Consider the following 21,613-nt stretch of genomic DNA (forward strand, 5'->3'; position numbering starts at 1 on the left):
AAATGATTACCAACCCGGATTTTGCCAGTTATCCCCTGTCAGAGCCAACATGATATTGACTTCGTTCAACGGTATTGGGAATTTTAAAAACTTATTCTGATAGCATAAGCGTTCCCTGGAGACAGGACCTCTTGCATAAGTGTAGCTGCCGTTTGCATTACGTGTGATATAGGCTGCCGTGATCCATCGGTCTGTTTTTTCGAGGTCATCGTCAGGCTTATGCCAGCGACGGACATCAAAATAACGGTGTGCTTCGAAAGCCAGTTCCACCCTCCGCTCGTTACGGATACGAAGGATCAGTTGTTCTTTTGAAAGTCCTGCCGGGAGTGGCGGCATATTCACACGGCCTCTGATGGCGTTGACCGCGTCGTATGCTTCATCCAGATGGCCTGCCTCGGCAGCTGCTTCCGCCAGGTTAAGGTATATCTCTCCCAATCGCATTACCTTGGCATAGGCGTGTGATGCTGTCACCACTTCCTGTCCGGAATTGGGATGGAGGAATTTACGGAGGAAATAGCCGGTGCGGGTAGCCTTACGGGTAGTCGGATGACGCCCGGTCTGTGGTTCTCCCGACCAGGTGGCAATGATGCGGGTACGGTATCCTTTACTTGCCGGGAAGTTCTCAGCACTCTCCGATGTTTCATCGAAAATCCAGTAACAGGTTCTTTTTGAACCGTTGTAGTAAATCGACGCATAAAAACGAGGATCCCGGTTCGCATAAGGGTCTTGCTCGTTATACAAAGTATTGGCGGGATTAAAATTGGGTTGCAAATGGGTCACCTCGTCAATATAGGGTTTTGACAGATTCAGGATCGGCTGTCCGTCTGTTGTCTCGAAACAGTCAACTGTCTCCTGTGAAGGGCAGGAGCCCGATTTATAGCCCATTACCGCACCGATCCCCTCGGTATTGATCCAGTCCTGACCGGCATTGGTCTGGTAGATGGTCTCCTTGTCGGTCGGGTTGCCCTCGAATCCCATGTTGTTGCAGAAATATTCATTGAAGAGCTTGGCTGCATCGTTGGGAAGATGAACGTCCGGATTATCTTTCCATGACGAGAAATTGACCTTATCATACAATTGATATCCATTGCTTTTCAAATTTGCCAAAGCCTGTTTACTGATCTGATAGGCTTCTTCCCAATGGTTCTCCCCTTCATTATAAAGAGGGCTTGCGGCATAGAGTGACATCCTCGATTTGATGGCTTCGCCAACCGCCTTGGTGAAACGGAATCCTTCAGCACTCGAACTAATCCTCCAGGGCAGATTAGGGCTTGACAGGGCCGCATCGCAATCTTCGATAATGAATTGTACTACATCGTAGTAGGAGCCACGTTCGGTTGTAGAGAAATCATCTGCATAATTGAAAGCGTTTCTTTCGATCGGTAACCCGGTGCCAAAGAATTTAAGCAATACCATATAGTAATAAGCACGCAACAGGTGTGCCTCTGCTTTCCATCGGGAGCGGTTTGCTTCGCTTTTCACATTCGCTTTGTCGATATTGTCAAGGAATACCGAACATTTACGAATACCGGTCCACATCCTGACCCAATAGTTACCATTACCGGCACCGTTATTTGCCCAATCGGCGTTGAAAGCAAAATGAGATCCGGCAGATACGTTGCCATTATAGAGTAATCCGGAAGTAATCCATGCTTCTGCTTCAGCATCGGTATCCCAAGCTTCATCACTCCAGTCGACCGGCCCGCGCATATAGAAATAATATCTCTTGCCTTCTGCCGGGATATAGTTATAACAGGTATTCAGGTATGCCGCCGTTTTTTCATCATCTTTGAAAACCTCCTCCAGAGATATTCTTCCGTCTGGGGCTTTGTCCAATACGTCGGAACAGGAATGGAGAAACAGCATAAGTAAAAATGCCAGACCTCCGATTTTTATCATATTATTATTCATCATTATATTATCAATTTATCGGGTTAATGAACTTAGAATTTGATATTTGTACCAAAACTGAAAATTGAGGTCTGCGGATAACCGATAGAGTCGTCGTTTTCAGGATCAAGATGGCCCGGCCTGAATTTGGGTGACCAGGTGAATACGTTTTGACCATTTACGAAGATCCTTAAATCGGAAATACCTAACACTTTCAATGAATTTGCCGGAAGTGTATAACCGATCTCAAAGTTCTTCAAACGGATCAAGTCCCTGTCGAAGACAAAGAATGAGTTGGAACGGTGATTGGTTGACTCTTGCGTATGCAGGGTGGGATAGGTAATCTCTTCCCCATTTTCCCAGCGCTCCTTGGTCCATGCTTTTTTATGATAGGGGAAATAGGTTCCACGGATAGTATATTCGTAAACACCCTGTTGAGAGAAGGTTGAATTGAACTTAGCCAGACCCTGGAAAAACAGATACGCATCAAACCCTTTCCATCGTGCGGAAAAAGAGGCCCCATAACTGTAACGGGGTATATTTCCCACTCCGATCGGTGCCTGATCCTTGTCATTGATCACACCGTCATTGTTAAGGTCTTTGTAAACGAAATCACCCGGTCCGGGTGTGCCAAAGTCGTAAGTTATCCGGTTGGGATCGGCCAGTTTTTCTTCAGTCCAGTAGCCACCATCCTGTTTCCAATCAATAATATATCCCCAGTTTTGTCCTATGGGATAACCGGTATTCCGGTATTTATAGGCATAGGTCTCGTCGCGTGGTACTTCATCCATCGCGATTCTCTTATTCCTGTTATAAGATAGCTGGCCTTTTACATTGATGAACAAGTCTCTGTTCACCTGCTTGTTATAACCTAACTCGATTTCAAAGCCCTTATTATCAATTTCCCCCATATTTACTTTGGGAATATTATCGATAGGAGTTCCCTGCCATGACGGGAGGCTCTGACGTGTGATAAGAATATTGGAACGACGTTCGCGGAATAGTTCAAACTGCCCGGTGATATCTTTTATAATGGAGAAGTCGAGTCCGATATTGTATTTGTTGGCAATTTCCCATGCCATTCCCTTATTTCCCAGTAATCCTTCGTTTACACCTTTTCCTGCCGCAAGGCTTTCGGAAAATCCATTTCCCATCTGGATATTATCCAGGTATAGAAAACGAATATTACCCATCTTGTCATTCCCTACTTTTCCATAGGACCCCCTGATTTTGAGGAAGGTTAGGAGTGGATTGTCTTGTAGAAACTGCTCGTTAGAAATAACCCATCCGGCTGAAGCGGCAGGGAAGGATCCGAATCGATTGGCAGGAGCGAACTGTTCCGTCCCGTTATACCCATAGTTGAATTCCGCAAAATAACGTGAGTCGTACTCGTAAGTGGCACGTCCGGCAACTCCCAATACATTGAAAGGTATATCTGCTCCACCCGAATCCCAATAATCTCTTTCGGCGCGAAACATGCCGCCTATAGTATGCTTGCCGAAGGAGCGGTTGTAGTGAAGTTGTGCCTGCGCGTTGATGCTATATCTTGAACCATCACCGTAAGACATGGAAAAATTATCCTGCTTTAATTCATGCACGGAAAAAGTAAGTTCATCGGTTTTAGGGTCAATGAAAGCCTGGTAGTCTGTCTGGTTCATATTTCCCCGTTGTAGTTTGTTCCCGTATGCATCGTAGGAGATCATCCCGTTGAAAGAGAGCCCTTTTGTGATGTCTGCCAGATCAAGATTGATACCGAAGGATGAGTTCAGGTTTGAACGCGTATTGAGTTCATAACCGTACCAGTTCATAATCATAATAGGTGAACGGTCGGCATAATGTCCTGTATTGAGATAGGTGGGGTCGAGCGGACGGTCTGCCGGCACGCCAAAGCCAGGGATAGTAGAAGGTCCCGGTGAAATCGGTACAATGGTTTGTGCCTGATAGATCATATCCCGTACCAGCCAGTTCCTGTCACCTCCATACATTACGGCAGAGTTAGGCATATTTACTTTCTCAATATAGGTGCCTAAATTGAGGTAGGTATTCATCCATTTCGTTACTTTGTAATCGATATTGGAACGGAAACTGTAACGATCTAACTTAAATGAGGGATCATATTTCAGGATGTCTTTCGAGAGGGTATTCATATTACCACCCTGATGAAGATATCCCACATTCATAAAGTAAGAGATATTCTCGGTACCTCCACGCATATTGGTGTTGACGGTGGTTTGTGGAGACCAGCGTTTTACCAGAAATCTATACCAATTGTTATTCGGGTACATCCATTTTCTGAGCGCCGCCTTCGATTCATATTCAGGATCGTTTGGATCAAGTCCTATCAGTGGATTTTCGAACTTCGCGATGATATCGGGTGTGAAAGGAGCTTCAAAACCGTCGTTTATCATAGCCTGGTTACGCAGATTCATGTATTCGATCGATCCCGGCATTTCCGGTTCACGTGTGAGTTTAGAGTAGCTTTGGGTGAGATTTACCGACAGTTCGGGCTTGCCTTCCTTACCCCGTTTTGTGGTAATAATCAATACTCCGTTTGCTCCGCGTACACCGAATACGGCTGTGGCGGAGGCATCTTTCAATACCGAGATAGATTCGACCTCATTGATATCGATCGTACGGATATTGTCACGGGGAACACCATCGATAAGAATTAACGGGCTTGTCCCGTTGATGGTACTTGCTCCACGCAGATACATCGTCGCATCGTCCACACCGGGTTGCCCTCCCACACGTTGCATGGATGTCAAACCGGCAATACGTCCGGAGAGCGCGTTGGCAAGACTCGGTGAGGTGGAAACGCGCAACTCATCCGTGTTGACTGAAGAGATGGCGCCGGTGACGGAGACCTTCTTCTGAACGCCGTAAGCTACTACAACTACTTCTTCCAATACTTCTGCATCTTCCTCCAGGACAATATTTATAGATCTCCTTCCCTGCACATCTATAGTCTTACTTTGCATCCCTACATAAGATACTTCTATCCTGGCATTCGATGGAATATTGGGAAGGGTATACTTCCCATCGAAATCAGTGATAGTGCCTTTCACTTCGTCACCAAGAACTTTAAGTGTCGCTCCGATGAGAGGTTCATTCTTAGCATCCGTTACTATACCTGTAACGGTAATATTTTGTGCAAATATTCCGATTGAATACATGCATAAAAAAAAGAACATGAGCCTTTTCCCAACATTTACTGGAATTGTCTTTTTCATCCTTTCATTTTTTTTAGATTATTAAACATGAGAATTGCTTTTTTAAGGTGATATCTGTTAATTATTCAGCTCTTGAATTGTTACCTGTCTTTTTTATAAATAAAAAAATCTATAATCTACTTTTCGGTATTTTTAATAATAGTCCATCTAAAGGTTCGCTCTTTAGTTGGGATATGTTTTCTTGAGAGTGCCACACGGATTTCCAGTTGTTAATCACGTATAATTCACATTATAATTAGCGCCGCAATATTTTTTTAATTTAATCACTAATATTATATTACAAAAATAATAGACAGAGAACTATAGAAATTGCAAGAAATGATAATTAAATATAGATAAATGATATTTAAGGTTTGATATGTCTATTGGCTAATGAAGCCCTTCATGGGCTTTATATTGTTTTGGAAAAAGAGTCAATGAAGTGGACCACCTATTTCCCAAAATATATCTTTGATATTTTAGCTTTCCCCTTCTCAGAAAATGAAATTCTAATACTTTTCATTGCATCCTGATAACCGGGTATAGAACTTAAGTCTATTCGATGCTTTTGTGCACGACCATCGGCAACGATTGTTTGTGTGACGGTAATGGCCGGTTTTAGCGGGAATAGGGAGCCTTTCTTTTCCCATTCTTCTTCCGCGTTGAATTCACCCTCGCTCCAGTTCAACCAGTCTGTAAAATCGGATTCACTCACAGGTTGTAAGGTAATAACCAGTTCCAATTCTTTACTATTTTTCGCGCTAAACTTCCCCTCAATTTCCAGCACCGGGTTTTTGTCTGCCTGCCAAAAGGTAGCTGGGCTCACGATCGCGGCATCTTTGTTGAATATCAGGTCTAATCCTCCTTTGATGGGAGACCCGGTGTCTTTTATGTCACCATGGTAAACCCAGTTCTGGCGTGAGTTTTTAAAATCCCAGTTGGGGTTTGGTGTAACTGTACTGTTTTCCTTAGCGTAAGCGCGGATATCGTCTAATGTGCCGAGAATCAGTGATGTTTTATAGGTCCAACGGATATTATGGTCGATGATCTGTCTACCCACCGGTGCGATATGTCCCGTCTGTACATCTTTCTCTGCTCCATGTCCCTTGAAGTGGTCGTTGGGATGAAATCCTCCATTGAAGGTCATCACTTCGGGTTGGAATACCCCAATCCCATAACCGTTGTCGTCCATCAGTGCAACCCAGTTCTCAGGGGTATAAAAGTGCACCCATGGCCATCCTTTCTTATTGTTTTTGTCTACGATCACTGTCGGGGGGGCATCAGTAAAAGGTTGGTCCCCCAGGTAAGCTACCAGTTTGTACCAGGAGCCGTTGGTATAAACGGCGGGCATCTCCTGTCCACAGGCTGGATATTGTGTCTTGTCTTTCCTGTTATTCACAATGGTGGCTTCCATCGTGATCACATTATCTTTTAGGGTATATAGTGTTTCGAACACACACTCGCCTGCCACACCTGTTTTATGAGGCCATTGCATGGGAATACTCCTGACAAGGATGGCATTATTTCCTCTTTTTTCGCAGGAGATCACTTTAGAACGGTTTCCTCCTGCATCTCCCGACTGGATGGGGTTCCATCCCAATCCCTCCCACTCGGGGGTCGGTCTTTCCCCCTTGGGACCGATATATGGCCAAGGGCCACTATAATAGGACATCTGGATTTGCCGTCCCCAATCGTAACTGTTGATCATATTCTCTCCTCCGTTGGCATTGTCGGAGAGGTATGTGACAGCGCCTCCCAGGGATGTGTCAATGCCGAGTTTTAGCCGGTCATTCTGGATGTATACCATGGATTTCTCTTTTTCTGGTGCAGACTCGATCCCCTTTATGGTTACAGGCCCTAAAAGTCCTGATGGCTGGAGTGGTGATTCGGCCGAATAATGTCTATAAGTAGTAAAGGTATAGCGTTCACTGGGTCTCTTCTCCTTGTCAACGATCCAGTCGGGCCATTGTCCGTGTTGGATACCATCGTAGGGTAACTTTTCATCACCGATCAACCGGTTGACCCACAGATTGGCCACCTTCACTTCAAGGAGATTATTTTTGCTCTTTACCCATGGTGTGATATCGAGTTTCCAGGGGTACGTCCAGAGAATGCCGGCATCTTTCCCGTTTATTTTTACCTGTGCCAGATTTTTTACATCTCCCAGGTCAATATAGTATTTTTGGAATTGGTCCGTGGTTTCGGTCGGCAGATCGAATTCGGTGGTATATGTGGCAATGCCGGAATAATACCTGACTCCATCCAGATGGTGATGGGTCCAATCGGTAAGCGAATCGAACTGGATATGGGCCGGCCCGCCGAATGCAGGATCGAATGATACATTCCACTGTCCGTTCAGGGTGGTAACTATTGACTCGGCGTTCAGAAAGGAGCCATAATTATCGGGGTTGGATTTTTTATCGAAAACAATAAAAAAACTTTGATAAGGTTCAAACTCCAACATCATGGAGGTGGTATGGTGGTCGCCGGTAATGTCATCTATCCCGTAAATATTTCCGGTGATCGGGTCCCATAACATGGCATTACCGTTGTCTACTCTGAAGTTACAATGGGCGGTGACGGGAGATCCTGTCTTGTTGGATAAGAAATAGATATCCCACTCAGGGTCCGTCCTGTGGGCATAACGGATCTCTTCCCTGTCGGATTTGAAATCTTCGGTCACGCCTGTTTCCCGAAGAGTCTTCGCGATTATATCATATTGGGGATACAGGTTATCGGTTTCCTGCGCGATTGCTTTTCCCCATGTTATTTTGCCTTTGCCGTAGTGCACAGTTGATAATTCCGCAGGTAAATTCACACTCCTCCAGATTGCCCGGGCGGTCTCTTTCACCTCCCTGTCGCAATCGGGATATCCTGCAAGGCTGGGTGATTGGAGAGGTGGTATTCCGATAATATGCGCCCCGTCGTTTATCAGTGATTTGATTTTATGTAACAGACCGGGTGTCATGGTCTCTACGGAAGGCAATACCAGTATGCTATAGGATGCCCCACCCGGAAAAACGATCCGGTTGTTTTCCACGGTTGCCCGGTACAACTGACCGGGAGCGATCCCGTCGAAATTATATCCTTTCCTGTCGGGGATGGTATCCGAGGCTGTCATGGCTGAAAAGGGCGGTTTGAAAACATGCGGTGCCCCTTCCGGTGTTAAGAACAGGATATCCGCCACATGTTTTCCCTGTTGCAGGATATATTGGCAGCGGGAGACATAATCGTGATAGCCGTTTACCATGGGCCACCAGGTCTGGCTCCGGTCCCAATGTACACCATATGGCCCCATGGTAGCGCCCGGTTTCAACGAGTCGTCGAGGAATTGATTCTGGAATGTATGGTAGACGAATCGGTTGATTCCGGTAGCAAAAGCCCAGTCTCCCTGGTTTTTCATCACTCCCGGATATTGTTTCCATCCCTCACCCGGATCGGCTGTGAAGGCTTCCGCCGCAATAATGGAACTGCCGTTTATGTGGCCGATGGAAGTTGCTTCTATGCAGCTAAAGGCAGAGTTGAACCCGAACCCCTTGCTCCAGAACTCACACATGGGTAGATCGGCTACCGCTCCCAGTTCCATGTCGGCAGTGGGGTTCATGTCATAAGGTTCGATCGAGAAACCCATGTTGCGCTCTCTGGCATATCGTTTCCCTTCCTCTGCGTGGTTTTCAATCACTAACTCCTGTGATGTGAGACGCAGATCCCAAAGGAATCGCTCACTGATCTCCCTCTCCTTGACGATGAGTCCCGAAAATACCGGATAAAAAGGAAAAGGATCATACCCTCTCCGTTTTTTGAATTCCTCCCTGAAGTGCTTGCTCCAGTTCTGTGCTCCCATTTCCCAGCTATCCATATGGAGTCTTTTCAGTCCTCCTTGCGCGTTCTTATCGGGTATTCCCGTTTTCTCCAACAGCGATCCGATAAAATGATCGAGATGCCGGTTGAGCGCACCCTTGTCGAATTTATCCGATTCGAATCCCAGGCCGGGTAGCGGAGCAGGCCGGGTGGAGGCGCCATTGTTACGGCTGACGAACCGCATCACCGTCCATTCTCCTTTGGGAGCATTCCATTGCAGTCTCCCGTTTTGATCCATTTTATCGGTCAGGTCAATGATCTCCTGGGGATCAATCCCTTTTTCCTTTAACGCGGAAGAAGCTATACCGGAAACAAAATAGGGTTTTACTCCTGCTACAGAGGTGTAGGGGGGACGGTAATAGAGCGCTTTTTCATCAATATCCCCGATGAGTCCTATCGTATCTTTTTTGGGGAAAGCAATCACGGCAATATCTTCATAATATCCCGACCACTGTTCCTGCATTTCGGCTGGTAATCCGAAATAGGGTCTCTTGGGAGCCGGAACCGGGAGTATAATATCGGTTTTCTTACCTCCTTTTACGGCGACCGATTCACCCACGATATGCTGCATCGATTCCTCGGGTTTCACCCAGGGACCACCGCTTCCGGTCCATCCGGGTCCGAGACCCATTGATATCTCGATGTCCAGTCTCTCCGCTTCTTTCACCGCGTGGGTGAATAGTTGTTGCCACTCTTCACTGAAGAAATCCACATTGCCTCTCGGCACACCTACATTTACCTCCAGGTACATCAGATTGCCGATGCCTGCCTGCTTCATCGACTCAAGGTCCTTGGTCAGCGATTCTTTCGTGAGATTACCGTCCATGAAATACCAGTATACACCCGGTTTGGCCGAATCAGGGGGAGTTTTAAATCCCTTCTTCAGCAGGTCGATATTTTGTGCATTCAAACTTGCGCAGCAAAGAAAAAGGATGGCGAGGAGTAAAGATTGGATTGTTTTCATCTTGTGTTATTTAAGCTGTAAAAGGATGGTTGAAGAAGGTTCCAATAGGAGGTCGATATGATTCGTAGCTCCCGAAACCCTGTGGTCTCCCGGGTATTGGATAACCTCAGCGGAAAAGGGAAGCCGGATGCTTCTCTTGCCTCCCTCCACCGAATGAATGCATATCCAGTTGAGGCCGGCATAGGTCACGTCGTCGCTGTCATTGTATATATGGACGCCGGCATCCTTGCATATCACCCGCAGTTCAGCGGCGCTCCAGTCTGTTTTGCCTTCGTGGAAAGTATCCGGGCTAAAAAAGTGGGTCCCTTTATTATCTGTCAAGATGACCGTAATACCTTCCTCCTTCCATTTTTCAATTATTTGCCGTTCCTCGCGGGAGAGGTTCAATAGACCGAGAAGCCATACCACCTTATATTGCCCGGAGAGTTTACCTGCATCGGGTCGGAGGAACAGGTCGTAAGGGGTGCCGATCTTCCCCAATGAATAGCGGTTGGAAAGAATCTGATTGGTCAGTTTCCCGAAGCTGTTGTCATACAAGCACAATTGTTCATCTACAACGACAGCTACCTGCGATGGCATTGGTTTTTTATCCTGACCGGAAGAATTGGTGTAGAGTTGGTTTGTTTTGCTGATTACCTCTAAAAGTTGGGGATCGCTGAACCATCCTCCCCACATGTCGAACCACCATCCTCCATATCCGTAGGCCAGCATCCGGCCGGCATTCTTCCATAAAAGTGCGACAGAGGTCTCCATATCTTTGGGTCCGAGCCATACACCGCTGTCATAGAAACCTTGTGGCGCGATAGCCGGGGCACGCTCCTTAAGCAGCGTGGTGATACTGGTTCGGGTGTCATTTTCCGCCAGCCACAATTTGCCTTGCAATTGAATGGTATGGATGGCAGTGAAGGGGGGCCAATCCTCGCCGGTTACCCGGTTGTAATCGTTGGGGCTCGACAGATAGTCGAGATGAGGGCATTGCAGCAGTTTATAGAGTGCGGTATGACCTGCACGGGCATCGGTTAAGACGTAATGATAGCCATAAAATGCACCGGTAAGTAATCGTCCCTTACTTATTTCCTTGATATGTTTACAAAACCATGCGATATTATCGGCTGTGTTTTCCGCCTGGAACTGGTAAGTGTCGGCAAAACGCTGTTCTTCTTTCTCCATTCTCCAGCGGTCTACAGGTTTATCCGAGGCCACATCTATCGGTTCTGCATTGCGAAGGGTTACCTTCTTATCATTCCATGCCGATTGCAATGGATGATCATGTTTGTATCTGCGGGATAGCCACTGCCGGAAGGCGGTAGTCCTGTGAGGATTGATGTCAAGTTGCTGGGGAGGATGGAAAAACCACTCTTCGGTTCCGCCCGCCGCCACATGCAGGCCAATCAGATGTTTCTTGTAGGGTGAATTCATTATCCACCGGTAGACATCGGTGATTACCCCGGCACTCTCTTTTCTCCACCGTTCCGAGTAAAAGGATTGACGGAATGTGGTGCCGTCGGGGAGCCGGCAGGCTTCATCGGGATGAGCTTGTTCCCACCAGAGAGGCGGGTCGAGATAAAGGCGGATAATTACTTTTGCAGAGGGGTCAGCTTCGATAATTTTCTTAAAATCTTCGCCAATACCTGAAAAATCGTATTGTTTTTCTCCAATCCAGATCGGCTTACGGAAGGGGCCGATGCCGGAGATGCTGTTGATACCCCTATCACCTAAATAAGCGGGGAAACAATAGAGATGCACACCGGTTCCAGCCACTTCCCGGTAGTATTCTTTCTCACCCAGATAGGACATATAGGCAAAAGGGGGGTAGGGCTTCCCGTTGATATGTAACGTGGGTAGTCCCTCCCTTATTTTTATTTCGGCTTTATCCTGCGCATAAGAATAGAAGCCTGCAAACAAAAAGAAAATTATGAAAGTGATAACTTTCATTGTGTTGTGAATGAGATTCTTATTTTGTTTTTACACTGAATCGATATTTTCCCGGCTGGAGTTCCATGATCACTCTTCCATCCTTTTCACCTTCGATTTTAATCTCTTTTGATTTTGTAAGCGGTTTGTTGCCTTCTTTGATCATATCTACTCCCGCTGCCTGCAGGTAAAGGGTCGCCGAGCTGTTTGCCGGTACTGTAAAACGGTATTGACAGATGTCACCTTTCCTTTCCCAGCTACTCTCGATCCGGCCATACATTGAGTCGTAATGGCCTTTGGCGAAAGTCATCTCTCCGGTTGGGTCGGGCTCGGGCTGCAATACAAAGTGCTTGAAACCCGGGTGATTTTCATCACGTTCTATTCCCAGCGAGTGGTTGTACATCCACGAACCGATTGCACCGAAGGAGTAGTGGTTGAAGGAGTTCATGGAGTTATTACCGCTAAAGCCGTGCTCGCGGGTGTAGGAGTTGAGCCGTTCCCAGATGGTGGTAGCACCCTGGTCCACCGAGTAAAGCCATGAGGGATAGTCGGTTTGCTGTAATATCCGGTACGCCGCTTCGGAGTACCCCAGTTCCGATAGTATCCTGTTGATCCACGCCGTACCGATAAAACCGGTCATCAGGGAGTAGGGGGGATAAACGGTCTCTGCATTTTTCTGATAGGGATTTTCAATGCAATGGATGAGTTGTTTCAGGACACGCTCTTTTATCTCTTCGTTGCAGATATCGAATGCCAACGGGATCAGGTACGAGGTTTGCGTGCCGATCAGTTCTCCCTTTCTTTCCGGTTGCCTGAATCCGGAATGGATGGTCTCACCCGTTTCGTGATTGAAGTAAGTATTGTTGAAGAAGGCTTTTCGTTCGCTGTGCAGCTTACTGAACCATTCGGCGTCTTCTTTCCTGTCGAGCACTGTTGCCATGCGCTGCATCAATTCCAGGTCGTAGATGAAATAAGCCTCCCACAATAAAGTATTGTCATTCTTCTCCTGTTCGGGCCCGAGCCAGTCGCCAAGGTTTCCTTCAGTCAATATGCCTGTTTCAGGATCTATATATTCCACTAAATAGCGGATATATGTTTTCATTGCCTCATAATGATCTGCCAACAGCCGTTCATCATTGTACTGCAGGTAGCTTTCCCATGGCACGGTAATGCCCGCGCTGCCCCATAGTATACCGCCAAAGCCGCCGCCGATGGGTGCGACATCGGCAAAGCGACCATCTTTACGTTGTGTGTCGCGCATCGCCAGCATGTGGCGGTGAAGGAACTGAGATATATTACCCAGGTAGGTGGCTGTCCGGGAAAAGACCGATATATCGCCGCTCCATCCCATCCGTTCGTTGCGTTGCGGACAGTCGGTGGGTATCGATATGAAATTGGCAAAGGTTGACCAGGTTATATTTTCCCACAACTTGTTCACTTTTGCGTTGGATGTTTCATACCCGGATGTCAGCTCGTGGATGGAACTTAGTACATCGCCTTTCACCGCCTCCAGCGGAAGGGGTTTATCTATCCCGGTGATTTCTATAAAGCGGTAACCGTGGAAAGTAAACCGCGGCAGAATGGTTTCATTGCCTCCCTTTGTGATATAGATATCCTGTGCCATCGCACCGCGGATATTTTCGAGCATGATCATCCCCACGTTCTCTTTGAACTCGGGCAGATCGGGGTATTTTACTTCGGCAAATCGTAGTTTGATTTCGCTGCCGGGTTCTTCTCCCTGCAGAGTGATTCTGGGTATACCTGCCATATTCTGCCCCATATCATAGAGATAGACACCGGGTCTGACCTCTTCCATTGAAATAGCGGTAAGCTCTTTGATTTTTTTGACCGTTTGCCCATACTGCCCAATCAGTTTCATGTGGGAGAAATCGTTTACCGCAGGCATCCTGCCCATTTCAATGGCTTTGTCTTCGATGATCGCTTTTTCCTGGTTGACTTCCACCGCCTTTTTCCAGTCTGAAGCGTTATAGGAGGCTTCCGTCCAGCCCTCTATCAACGATTCTTTCCGGGCATCATACACTTCACCCTGAAAGAAACTGCTGTATATGATGGGTCCATTGTCGAAATATGACCATGTATCGGAGTTACTTACAATTGTTTCTTTGGTACCATCGCCATAGCTGACCACCAGTTTAGCGAGAAGCGATTGCCTGTCGCCGAACAGGTTCCACAGGTATCCCATATAGGTGATTGCTCCGCTCCACCATCCTTCGCCCATCGCTATTCCCAGAGCATTATCGTCCGCTTTGACATAGTCGGTGATGTCATAGGTCTGATAGAGATGATGTTTGTTGTATTGTGTCAGTCCGGGATTGAAGTAATCATCCCCGACTTTTTTCCCGTTCATATATACCTCATAAATCCCTCTTGTCGTAATATAGAGACGGGCATCGGTGATGGTAGCTTTTTTAGCCTTGAAAGTTGTCCTGAGCAGTGGCATCGATTTTTTCTGAATATTGGCAGTGATCAATGTCCCGGATTCTGATCCATTTACCCGGTAATTGTCGTTGTCGATTGTCAGGTTTTTCTTGTCGGCAAAGACACTTTTCTCCCCATTTTTATCTAATTTCTCAGAGAAAAGGATATTGTTAGGTATCCGGTAGTTGCGTACCTCCAGATTGGAGAAGTCGGCCGACTGGCCGGGCTTTGCAGTGAAGCCGATTTCGCATAGCAATGGAAAGCAGATATAGTCCCAGCTATTACCGATGGGATTGATCGTTATACTTCCTATTTTGTTCGATTCCCCTTCGCCGTCGATATAGAATTCGGTATTGCTATACATGGTTTTAAGGTAAACCGTATGTTTATCGTATTTATTCCTTTTATTGATCAAAGAAGCGGGAATAGCCAGCATTCGAAAGGGGGTATTCTTGTTATCTCCGGGCGCATATCCTACGCGATAGATATACAGGAAAGCATTCGCACCTGCATCTACTTTTGAAATATCCAGTTCCACTTCAATGTAAGATTGGTCTTTTTCATTTTGCAGATTATAGATATTCTTGTTTTTATTCATCAGTCGGGGATCATTGGCGCCGAAGATAAATCCCGCTTTGGTTGTATTGCTTTCCTTGTCGAGTTGCAGGGTGTAATTGATATTGTAGGTTGGCAGGTAATCCGGGTAAAGTACCAGGTCTTCATCTCCGCCTCCAATCCACCTGGCACCATCCCATGCTTCTATAGAGGGATTCATCAATCCCGTCTCAAACCATGAATGTGCCGACAGGGGCTTATTATCCTGATCCCACACCTGTACTGTCCAGTGGTATCTTGTGGAGGGTTGCAAGGTTTTTCCGGCATATTCAATATTGAGAGATATATCACTTTCAATTTTCCCGCTATTCCATACTTCTTGACCTGCCTTGTCGGTAACAGTGATTTGATAAGCAGATTGTGATTGTCTTTGTTTATCCGAGACCATCTGCCAGCTGAAACGGGGTCTTTCCACATCGATGCCCAGAGGAGTCTCTTCATATTCGACCTTCAAAGAAGAGAGTTCCTTGCCTGAACAAGCTGTGAGTAATAATATCGACGAGAGTAGTAGAATAATTTGGGGTTTCATAAAAATGGTGCTCTTGGGATTATTTCATGTACTGAGAATATATTTTATTTCTTTGGCAGTTTAATGACTTCACTACCGGCAAGCAGGAACGCTCCCGTTCCATATACTTCCCAGTTGTTTTCTGAGAAATTCTTCTGCGGATCACCACCGATCGGTTGCACCCATCCTACACGGCCCTCCTCGTTTACGCAGCCATTCAAACTTATCCAGGCTTTCTTTACCGCAGGTAGGTATTTCTTTTTGTCGAGTATTTTATTGTTGATACCCCAGGCGAGTGCATAACAGAAGAATCCCGAACCGCTGACTTCTCCGCCGGGATAAGACTCCGGATCGAGTAAGCTGGCTCTCCAAAGACCGTCTTCCTGCTGAAGTCCGATAATCCGTTCAGCCATATCCTTATAGAGTTTCTCATAAAATGGGCGCTGCGGATAATCGGACGGTAAATCCTGTAGCATACGTACCAGGCCACCCATTACCCAGCCGTTCCCCCGCGACCAGAAAATCCGCTGTCCGTTTGCTTCCTTGCGCCCGGATCCGTCAGGCTGAAGGAGATAATTCAAATCCCGTGCAAAAAGATGTTCCTCCTGATTGTAGAGAAGGTCATAACACTCTTTGAAGTAGAGATCATTATAAGTGAGATACTCTTTGTCACCGGTAGCTTTCCAGAGCTTCGTCATGACGGGCGGAGCCATGAACAGGGCGTCGCACCACCACCATTTGATAATCTCTGCCTTATGAGTTTTCGGATAAGGATTGGCAATGAAACGGGCAATGGTGTCGATAGTGGGTTGAATCATCTCCCGTTTTTTTTCTAGCTGGTAAAGATCGATATAGGTTTGGCAAATCGCTACATCATCAGCATGATAAAATCGTTTGTGAGGTTCCCATGCTGTTTTCTCTCCCAATTCCATCAAGGTATTGTAGATATTTTCCGATTTTGTAGTTTCCCATGTCGCAAATATACCGGCATAAAAAGCCCCGTTCGTCCAATCCTTTATATGGTGTTTTGGATTTTTTAACTGCCACTCCGCTGCCTTTAGCATGATTGACTTAATGTAGTTGTCGCTGAAAAATAGTGCTCTTGAATTGTCGCGTGACAATCTGTTTGTAGTACAGCTACAAATCAAACATACTACACAAATGGATAATAAAAAACGATTCATTCTCATCTTATTAGAATGTTTATAAAAGTTTACACATGGTTTAAGCAAAATTTAGAAAGGTAAATGTAAATCAATTTACATTATTATTAACTGTGTAATATGATAAAAAGCAAAAGAATAATGATACGCCCTCCCAACTCATCTTATTGATGTATAACAATAAAATGCAGCAAGGAATGATTGGCCGGTTTTTGCAGACCGATTATTTTTTTTTGGCCTGGGGCTGTAAGCTGATTGTAAAAGTCGCCAGATTTCCTTTATGGTCGGTTGGCCAGATACCTTTGGGCTCTATAAAGATATCATCGGCATCGTGCGGTCCTGTTTTTCCATAATAGACAGTGCCGGAAGGGCCTACAATCCTGGCATCGGTGAGTTTTAAGAGGGGATTCGGGTAATAATATATAAAATCGATCCGGTCTCTTTCATCAGCTTCGGGTGCCCATGCCAGTTGCCAATCCGTCACATGCTTGTTGGCGGAGGGGAAGGTAAATCCCGGGTATCTTACCGGATCGGGATAGATTTCCCGATAACTGTCTTTATACCCCGACTTTATCATCCTGGAGGAACAATACCAATCGATTACCACGCCATTATGGTCCCAGAGATTTTTGGTGTTTTCCTGCCAATCGAGGTGTGATGGCTCATTAAGGTCACCTCCCATAATCACGATATTCCCTTTGATAATTTCTTTCTGGGCATCAGCGACAAATTTATCGATGGCCTCATCTCTGGAGGAAACCATATTCGCCTCATAGATATAGTTCGCATCAGTGATGGGTCCTCCTTCCAGTTTTTTCCATGTGGTACCGCTGTAACCCCGTGGCAGGTAACATTCATAATGGCTGGCATCCAGATGCGCAGAATAGACGACAAAGGTTTGCCCCTCGATCTCGCACGATGCTTTTGTCATCGAATGGCGTTGCTCGACATCTTTTAACTTGTATTTCGATAATATCCCATTGTCGCCCTTGCTGTCGCCAAAATAGTAGGGCTTCCCCTTTCTGTCGAGCCGGGTAATCAGCTTGGGAATAAATGGTATGTTATTATTGTTCCTGATTTCACATAGCAACACGATATCGGGGTCGATCTGATCGATGATATCGACAATACCGCTCAGTCCGTCGGGGACGACGGTGCCTTCCATCCATATATTGAGTTGAAGCACTTTGAGTTGGATCTCTATTTTTTTCTCAATTGGATCCTCTTCAGGGAGTATGGATTTATTGCAGGATGGATGGAAAAAGAGTGTCGATAGAAGAAGAGCCCCTGTGATATATGTCAATATCTTTTGCATGTCAATGATGGGGAATATGTATAATTGCAACTAAAGCGGAGAACCTCTTCACTTTAGTTGCAATTATATCCATTGTGATTTGACTGCTTTATTTTTGAACCCAGTAATTCAGTGTGTTATTCGGTGTTTTCAAAACCACCTTCAGAAATTCGGAATTCTTGGGGAGTTTGACAGGAATGGAGGCTTTTCCCTCTTTCACATTCACATCCGCAATCTTCTGGAAAGTGTCTTTTCCTCCTTCTTTGATATTGTTGGTAAAGCTGACCAGTACTTCTGCCTGTACATCTTTTTCCTTATTGATCGCGTTCCAGTTCATTTCCAACGATTTGTTGCCGTTCAGAGAAGCTTTCAGATCAAAAGCATCCACCTCCTTCAACACTGATACACCGTCCAATTCGTATTGCGTATCAGCCGGAATCTCCACACCCAGGAAACCACAGATAGTAGGAAGAAGATCGACTCCCGCAGTACGGTAATTGAGGGCATATTGGTTGATATCCTTTTTATTCATTACCATCCATGTGTTGCGTTCATTGTCGCTCTGGCCGCCATGATGCCTTGCAGTAACCGGTGTCCTGCCGTGATCGGTTACCACCACAAAGAGCCACTCTTCACCAAGCTCTTCTTCACGTTGTTTTACTGAGTCATATATCAGTCCGACCAATGCGTCCTGGAAGGTGATGGAATTGTATAACTCAGGACTATCTCCATAGTGGTGACCGACATCATCGGTGTACTGCAGGTAGACCCATGATAAGTTGGGCCCGTCTTTATAGACACTTTTGGCGGCAGCCATGGCTACCTCAGCATCAATTCTCTTGATATAAAGACTTTTATTGTCGTGAGGATAGTTCTGGGTATCTATCTCAAGTCCATCAAAATGATAGTTGAACTTAATTCCTCCGGTCTCCGGCAAATCTTCTCCCAGGAGTTTGGTGCGGTTGTCGAGCCAGGTGGAGAAGATACCTATTTTACCATCCGGATAAGCATCCTTATAGAGTTTGAATAGGGTGGGGTAGTTGTAGTTTGGAGCCTTGAGGCTATTGTCCCAGACATTGTTCTTGTTTGCCCATGTGCCGGTGACCAGAATGGCATATCCATTCGCCGAAATAGTGGGAGTTTCGCGATAATCGCCTCTTATCCCTCCCACATGGGAGTTCAGGAAAACACCCTCTTTCACGATCCTGTCCAGATTGGGCGTACTTGCTTTATGGATGATATCCGTGGGGATACCATCCATAATAATGTAAATTGCCTTTTTTACCGGTGTCTGGGCGAAGGAGATTAATCCTATCGCCCATAGCAACCATACAAATCCTAATTTCTTGTTCATTTTATTGTTTTGTTATTGAATCTACAGTGTATCTCTTAGCCTGCAAATATAGTATCTTTATATATTTATCTATATCAAACCACGCTTTATCTTTTTAAAGACCTGCTATACATCCTTTCGTGGTTCCACCAACCAGGCCAATCCGGATAATGATATTCAATATGCAATTCGTTAGTGGTTATATTAAATTCATTCAGATGGTTGTTGGATGGATAACTTCCCTGTTTAATAGTTATCTGCTTGGTGGCAGGATCCAGTGAGATATACTGGAAAGAATTGTCGTTCGCAGCTGGCCGGGTTTCACTAGTCGCATAGGCGCGGAAAAGATATCCCGTCTCCCAGGTGGTAGTACCAGTCCTTCTGATATACCTGCGTCTGTCCTGTGGACTTGCAGGGTATGCGCTAGCCGGTTCGCCGTTCTTTGATAAACGGTCGACGGTATACCATCCTGCCAAATCATCCACATAGAAAATAACCACAGTGTAAGCCATTATCTCGCTGATTTCGGCTGATGAGGTAGAAGCTATCTTCAGCGGCAATGCATATATTTTCTGGTCACCAACTGCCGGTATATCTAACTGAATATTGTAATTCTGATAATTAGTGGTACCGTTATAGGTCAGATTTTCCGGCAAAGTGTATGTCCCAGCGGGTAATATCGCATAGGATGTGCCGTTTTTCTGGTTATAAGCAGCCAGCAGACTTTCATCTATAGCTACTTCCACAGTGATCTTCTGGCCCTCATCGAACTCGGCACTACCTACTTTTAATGTGGTGGAGTAGGTGTCACTTTCTCTCAGATAATAGGGAACCCATTGTGTATCAATGTCTTTTTCAAACCTGAAAGCCACTAACTTACCAGCGGTCCCTTTGATAGATACAATATCCCCTGCATCGTTATCCTTGTCGATTGACTGTACGTTGAAAGTATATTCACCGTCCGAGTTTAGCAATTCCGGTATAGTATATTCGGTTACACCGCCATCCAGGATCACTCTAATATCTTCTCCTTTTTTAAGATAAGTGATGATGACATGCGAGAAATTATCTTCTTCCGGTTCTGTCCAGGTAAGGGTTATCCTGTTCGGGCCGGGTGTGGCCTTCAGATCTTTCACCGGGGCTACAGAAGTGAAATATTTTCGTGCTTGTCTTACCATCAGATTGATTTTATCCTTGCCATCGGTGATTTCAACGACGGCTGTGCGGCTTTTTACAAACAGATTTTCCTGCACCTTAATCGAAATGGTATTGCCACTTGAAGAGGCGCTACACCATTCGCTGTTCTCGGATATAACGGTAGCCTTCAGACTTCCATTCAGATTGACTGTCCGGACTGTATATTCTCCGGCTTTACTGTCAAAACTGACATTTGTTTCGGACAGGCCAAAATAGCTCCCCTCGGTGTACTTTATCTCATCCTCACAAGCAAAGAGCAACAGGGAGATCAGTAGTATATATGTTATTTTCTTCATATAATTATTATATTATTCCAAATCCGGATATGACTACTCTAATCGTGTAAGTGTTTCGAAGACAGTTGTCCATCTGGTGTCACTTGGACGACGATATCTATAATTGAGGGTAAATTCCTTTTTCTCGGGATCGTAATGGCAATCATCCAACTGTTCTACCTGAATGAATTTATACGGTTTTACACGTACGCTGTTATCATCATTGATCACCAGTACGATCGCCGTATTATTGATGGTCTCAAGCGTGGCAGAAGTGGTCAGGTTTTCCGGGAACAGGCGTACCTGATTATGTGTTAATGGGGATATGATTTTGTTGGTGGTAATATTTGAAACATAACTTCCGTCGGGTAACTTTGTCCCTCTCATCTTATAGGTCCTTGAGGTGGCGGAAGAATACTTGTTGACCAATTGAATCCGATACAACACAAAATTTTTCTCTTCATTGACCTCTACATTACCGGCTGACTTAATTCTGACTGGCACCATATAAATGGTGTCGGGTGATAGTCCGTTGGCATCGATCTCAACAGGAACAAAGGTGGTGGCAGAAGGTTCGCCGGCCTTGATATGTGCATCGAAAGAGGGGAATACAAAGCGGTCAGGCGATAATAATTGAGCATACTTGTTTAAATCATTACCGTAGTTCCGGTAATTGTAACGCTCTAACGCTTCATAATCCATCTCTAACGTTACAAACAGGTCTTCAGTGAAAGGCATGGAGCCTCCACTGCCGACTGTAACATAGCCGGTGGTCACCGAATCGTTCATCGCATGAGGGTAGTCGAAGATATTGTTATCTCCGCTTTTCAGGTAAATAACCTTCTTGTAATGCTCTTCTTCCATAAGATTCATCTCACAGGAAATGAACGGTAACATTACTAAGACTACCAATAAATAGCCAAATATAGGTTTCATCATTTTCATTTTAAA

General features: G+C 45.6%; 10 protein-coding genes. All 10 read right to left on the reverse strand.

The genetic code is table 11. From position 1 onward, the window contains the following. Positions 1-6: 6 nt before the first annotated feature. Positions 7-1,899: a RagB/SusD family nutrient uptake outer membrane protein gene (locus tag VB073_RS09840; RefSeq protein WP_323403992.1), complete on the reverse strand. Its 1,893-nt coding sequence runs from the start codon at positions 1,897-1,899 to the stop codon at positions 7-9. A 44-nt stretch (positions 1,900-1,943) separates the two neighbouring features. After that, positions 1,944-5,120: a TonB-dependent receptor gene (locus VB073_RS09845; protein WP_323403993.1), complete on the reverse strand. Its 3,177-nt coding sequence runs from the start codon at positions 5,118-5,120 to the stop codon at positions 1,944-1,946. Positions 5,121-5,550: 430 nt separating this feature from the next. Then, positions 5,551-9,924, reverse strand: coding sequence for a glycosyl hydrolase (locus VB073_RS09850; RefSeq protein WP_323403994.1), 4,374 nt, complete (start codon positions 9,922-9,924; stop codon positions 5,551-5,553). Positions 9,925-9,930: 6 nt separating this feature from the next. Next, positions 9,931-11,859 carry a beta-galactosidase gene (locus VB073_RS09855; RefSeq protein ID WP_323403995.1) on the reverse strand — a complete coding sequence of 643 codons (1,929 nt, stop codon included), beginning with the start codon at positions 11,857-11,859 and terminating at the stop codon, positions 9,931-9,933. 19 nt (positions 11,860-11,878) lie between these two features. After that, positions 11,879-15,421 (reverse strand): family 78 glycoside hydrolase catalytic domain, encoded by a 3,543-nt coding sequence (locus VB073_RS09860; RefSeq protein ID WP_323403996.1) that lies wholly within the window; start codon positions 15,419-15,421, stop codon positions 11,879-11,881. A 44-nt stretch (positions 15,422-15,465) separates the two neighbouring features. Continuing rightward, positions 15,466-16,590, reverse strand: a complete 1,125-nt coding sequence (locus tag VB073_RS09865; RefSeq protein ID WP_323403997.1) for a glycoside hydrolase family 88 protein — start codon at positions 16,588-16,590, stop codon at positions 15,466-15,468. Positions 16,591-16,786: 196 nt separating this feature from the next. Further along, on the reverse strand, positions 16,787-17,878 hold the full coding sequence (locus VB073_RS09870) for an endonuclease/exonuclease/phosphatase family protein (RefSeq protein WP_323403998.1): 1,092 nt from the start codon (positions 17,876-17,878) through the stop codon (positions 16,787-16,789). An 88-nt stretch (positions 17,879-17,966) separates the two neighbouring features. Beyond that, entirely contained in the window at positions 17,967-19,211 is a 1,245-nt protein-coding gene (locus VB073_RS09875) for an alkaline phosphatase family protein (RefSeq protein ID WP_323403999.1), read from the reverse strand. Positions 19,212-19,297: 86 nt separating this feature from the next. Then, positions 19,298-20,683 carry a BT_3987 domain-containing protein gene (locus VB073_RS09880; RefSeq protein ID WP_323404000.1) on the reverse strand — a complete coding sequence of 462 codons (1,386 nt, stop codon included), beginning with the start codon at positions 20,681-20,683 and terminating at the stop codon, positions 19,298-19,300. A gap of 33 nt (positions 20,684-20,716) precedes the next feature. Then, positions 20,717-21,601: a BT_3044 domain-containing protein gene (locus tag VB073_RS09885; RefSeq protein WP_323404001.1), complete on the reverse strand. Its 885-nt coding sequence runs from the start codon at positions 21,599-21,601 to the stop codon at positions 20,717-20,719. Positions 21,602-21,613: the final 12 nt, after the last annotated feature.

It is taken from the genome of Proteiniphilum sp. (genome assembly GCF_034927365.1).
Classification (GTDB): Bacteria; Bacteroidota; Bacteroidia; order Bacteroidales; family Dysgonomonadaceae; genus Proteiniphilum.

Excerpts from the sequence above, each read along its gene's own strand:
- VB073_RS09840 (WP_323403992.1), bottom strand. The coding sequence starts at position 1,899 with ATGATAAAAATCGGAGGTCTGGCATTTTTACTTATGCTGTTTCTCCAT.
- VB073_RS09845 (WP_323403993.1), bottom strand. The coding sequence starts at position 5,120 with ATGAAAAAGACAATTCCAGTAAATGTTGGGAAAAGGCTCATGTTCTTT.
- VB073_RS09850 (WP_323403994.1), bottom strand. The coding sequence starts at position 9,924 with ATGAAAACAATCCAATCTTTACTCCTCGCCATCCTTTTTCTTTGCTGC.
- VB073_RS09855 (WP_323403995.1), bottom strand. The coding sequence starts at position 11,859 with ATGAAAGTTATCACTTTCATAATTTTCTTTTTGTTTGCAGGCTTCTAT.
- VB073_RS09860 (WP_323403996.1), bottom strand. The coding sequence starts at position 15,421 with ATGAAACCCCAAATTATTCTACTACTCTCGTCGATATTATTACTCACA.
- VB073_RS09865 (WP_323403997.1), bottom strand. The coding sequence starts at position 16,590 with ATGAGAATGAATCGTTTTTTATTATCCATTTGTGTAGTATGTTTGATT.
- VB073_RS09870 (WP_323403998.1), bottom strand. The coding sequence starts at position 17,878 with ATGCAAAAGATATTGACATATATCACAGGGGCTCTTCTTCTATCGACA.
- VB073_RS09875 (WP_323403999.1), bottom strand. The coding sequence starts at position 19,211 with ATGAACAAGAAATTAGGATTTGTATGGTTGCTATGGGCGATAGGATTA.
- VB073_RS09880 (WP_323404000.1), bottom strand. The coding sequence starts at position 20,683 with ATGAAGAAAATAACATATATACTACTGATCTCCCTGTTGCTCTTTGCT.
- VB073_RS09885 (WP_323404001.1), bottom strand. The coding sequence starts at position 21,601 with ATGATGAAACCTATATTTGGCTATTTATTGGTAGTCTTAGTAATGTTA.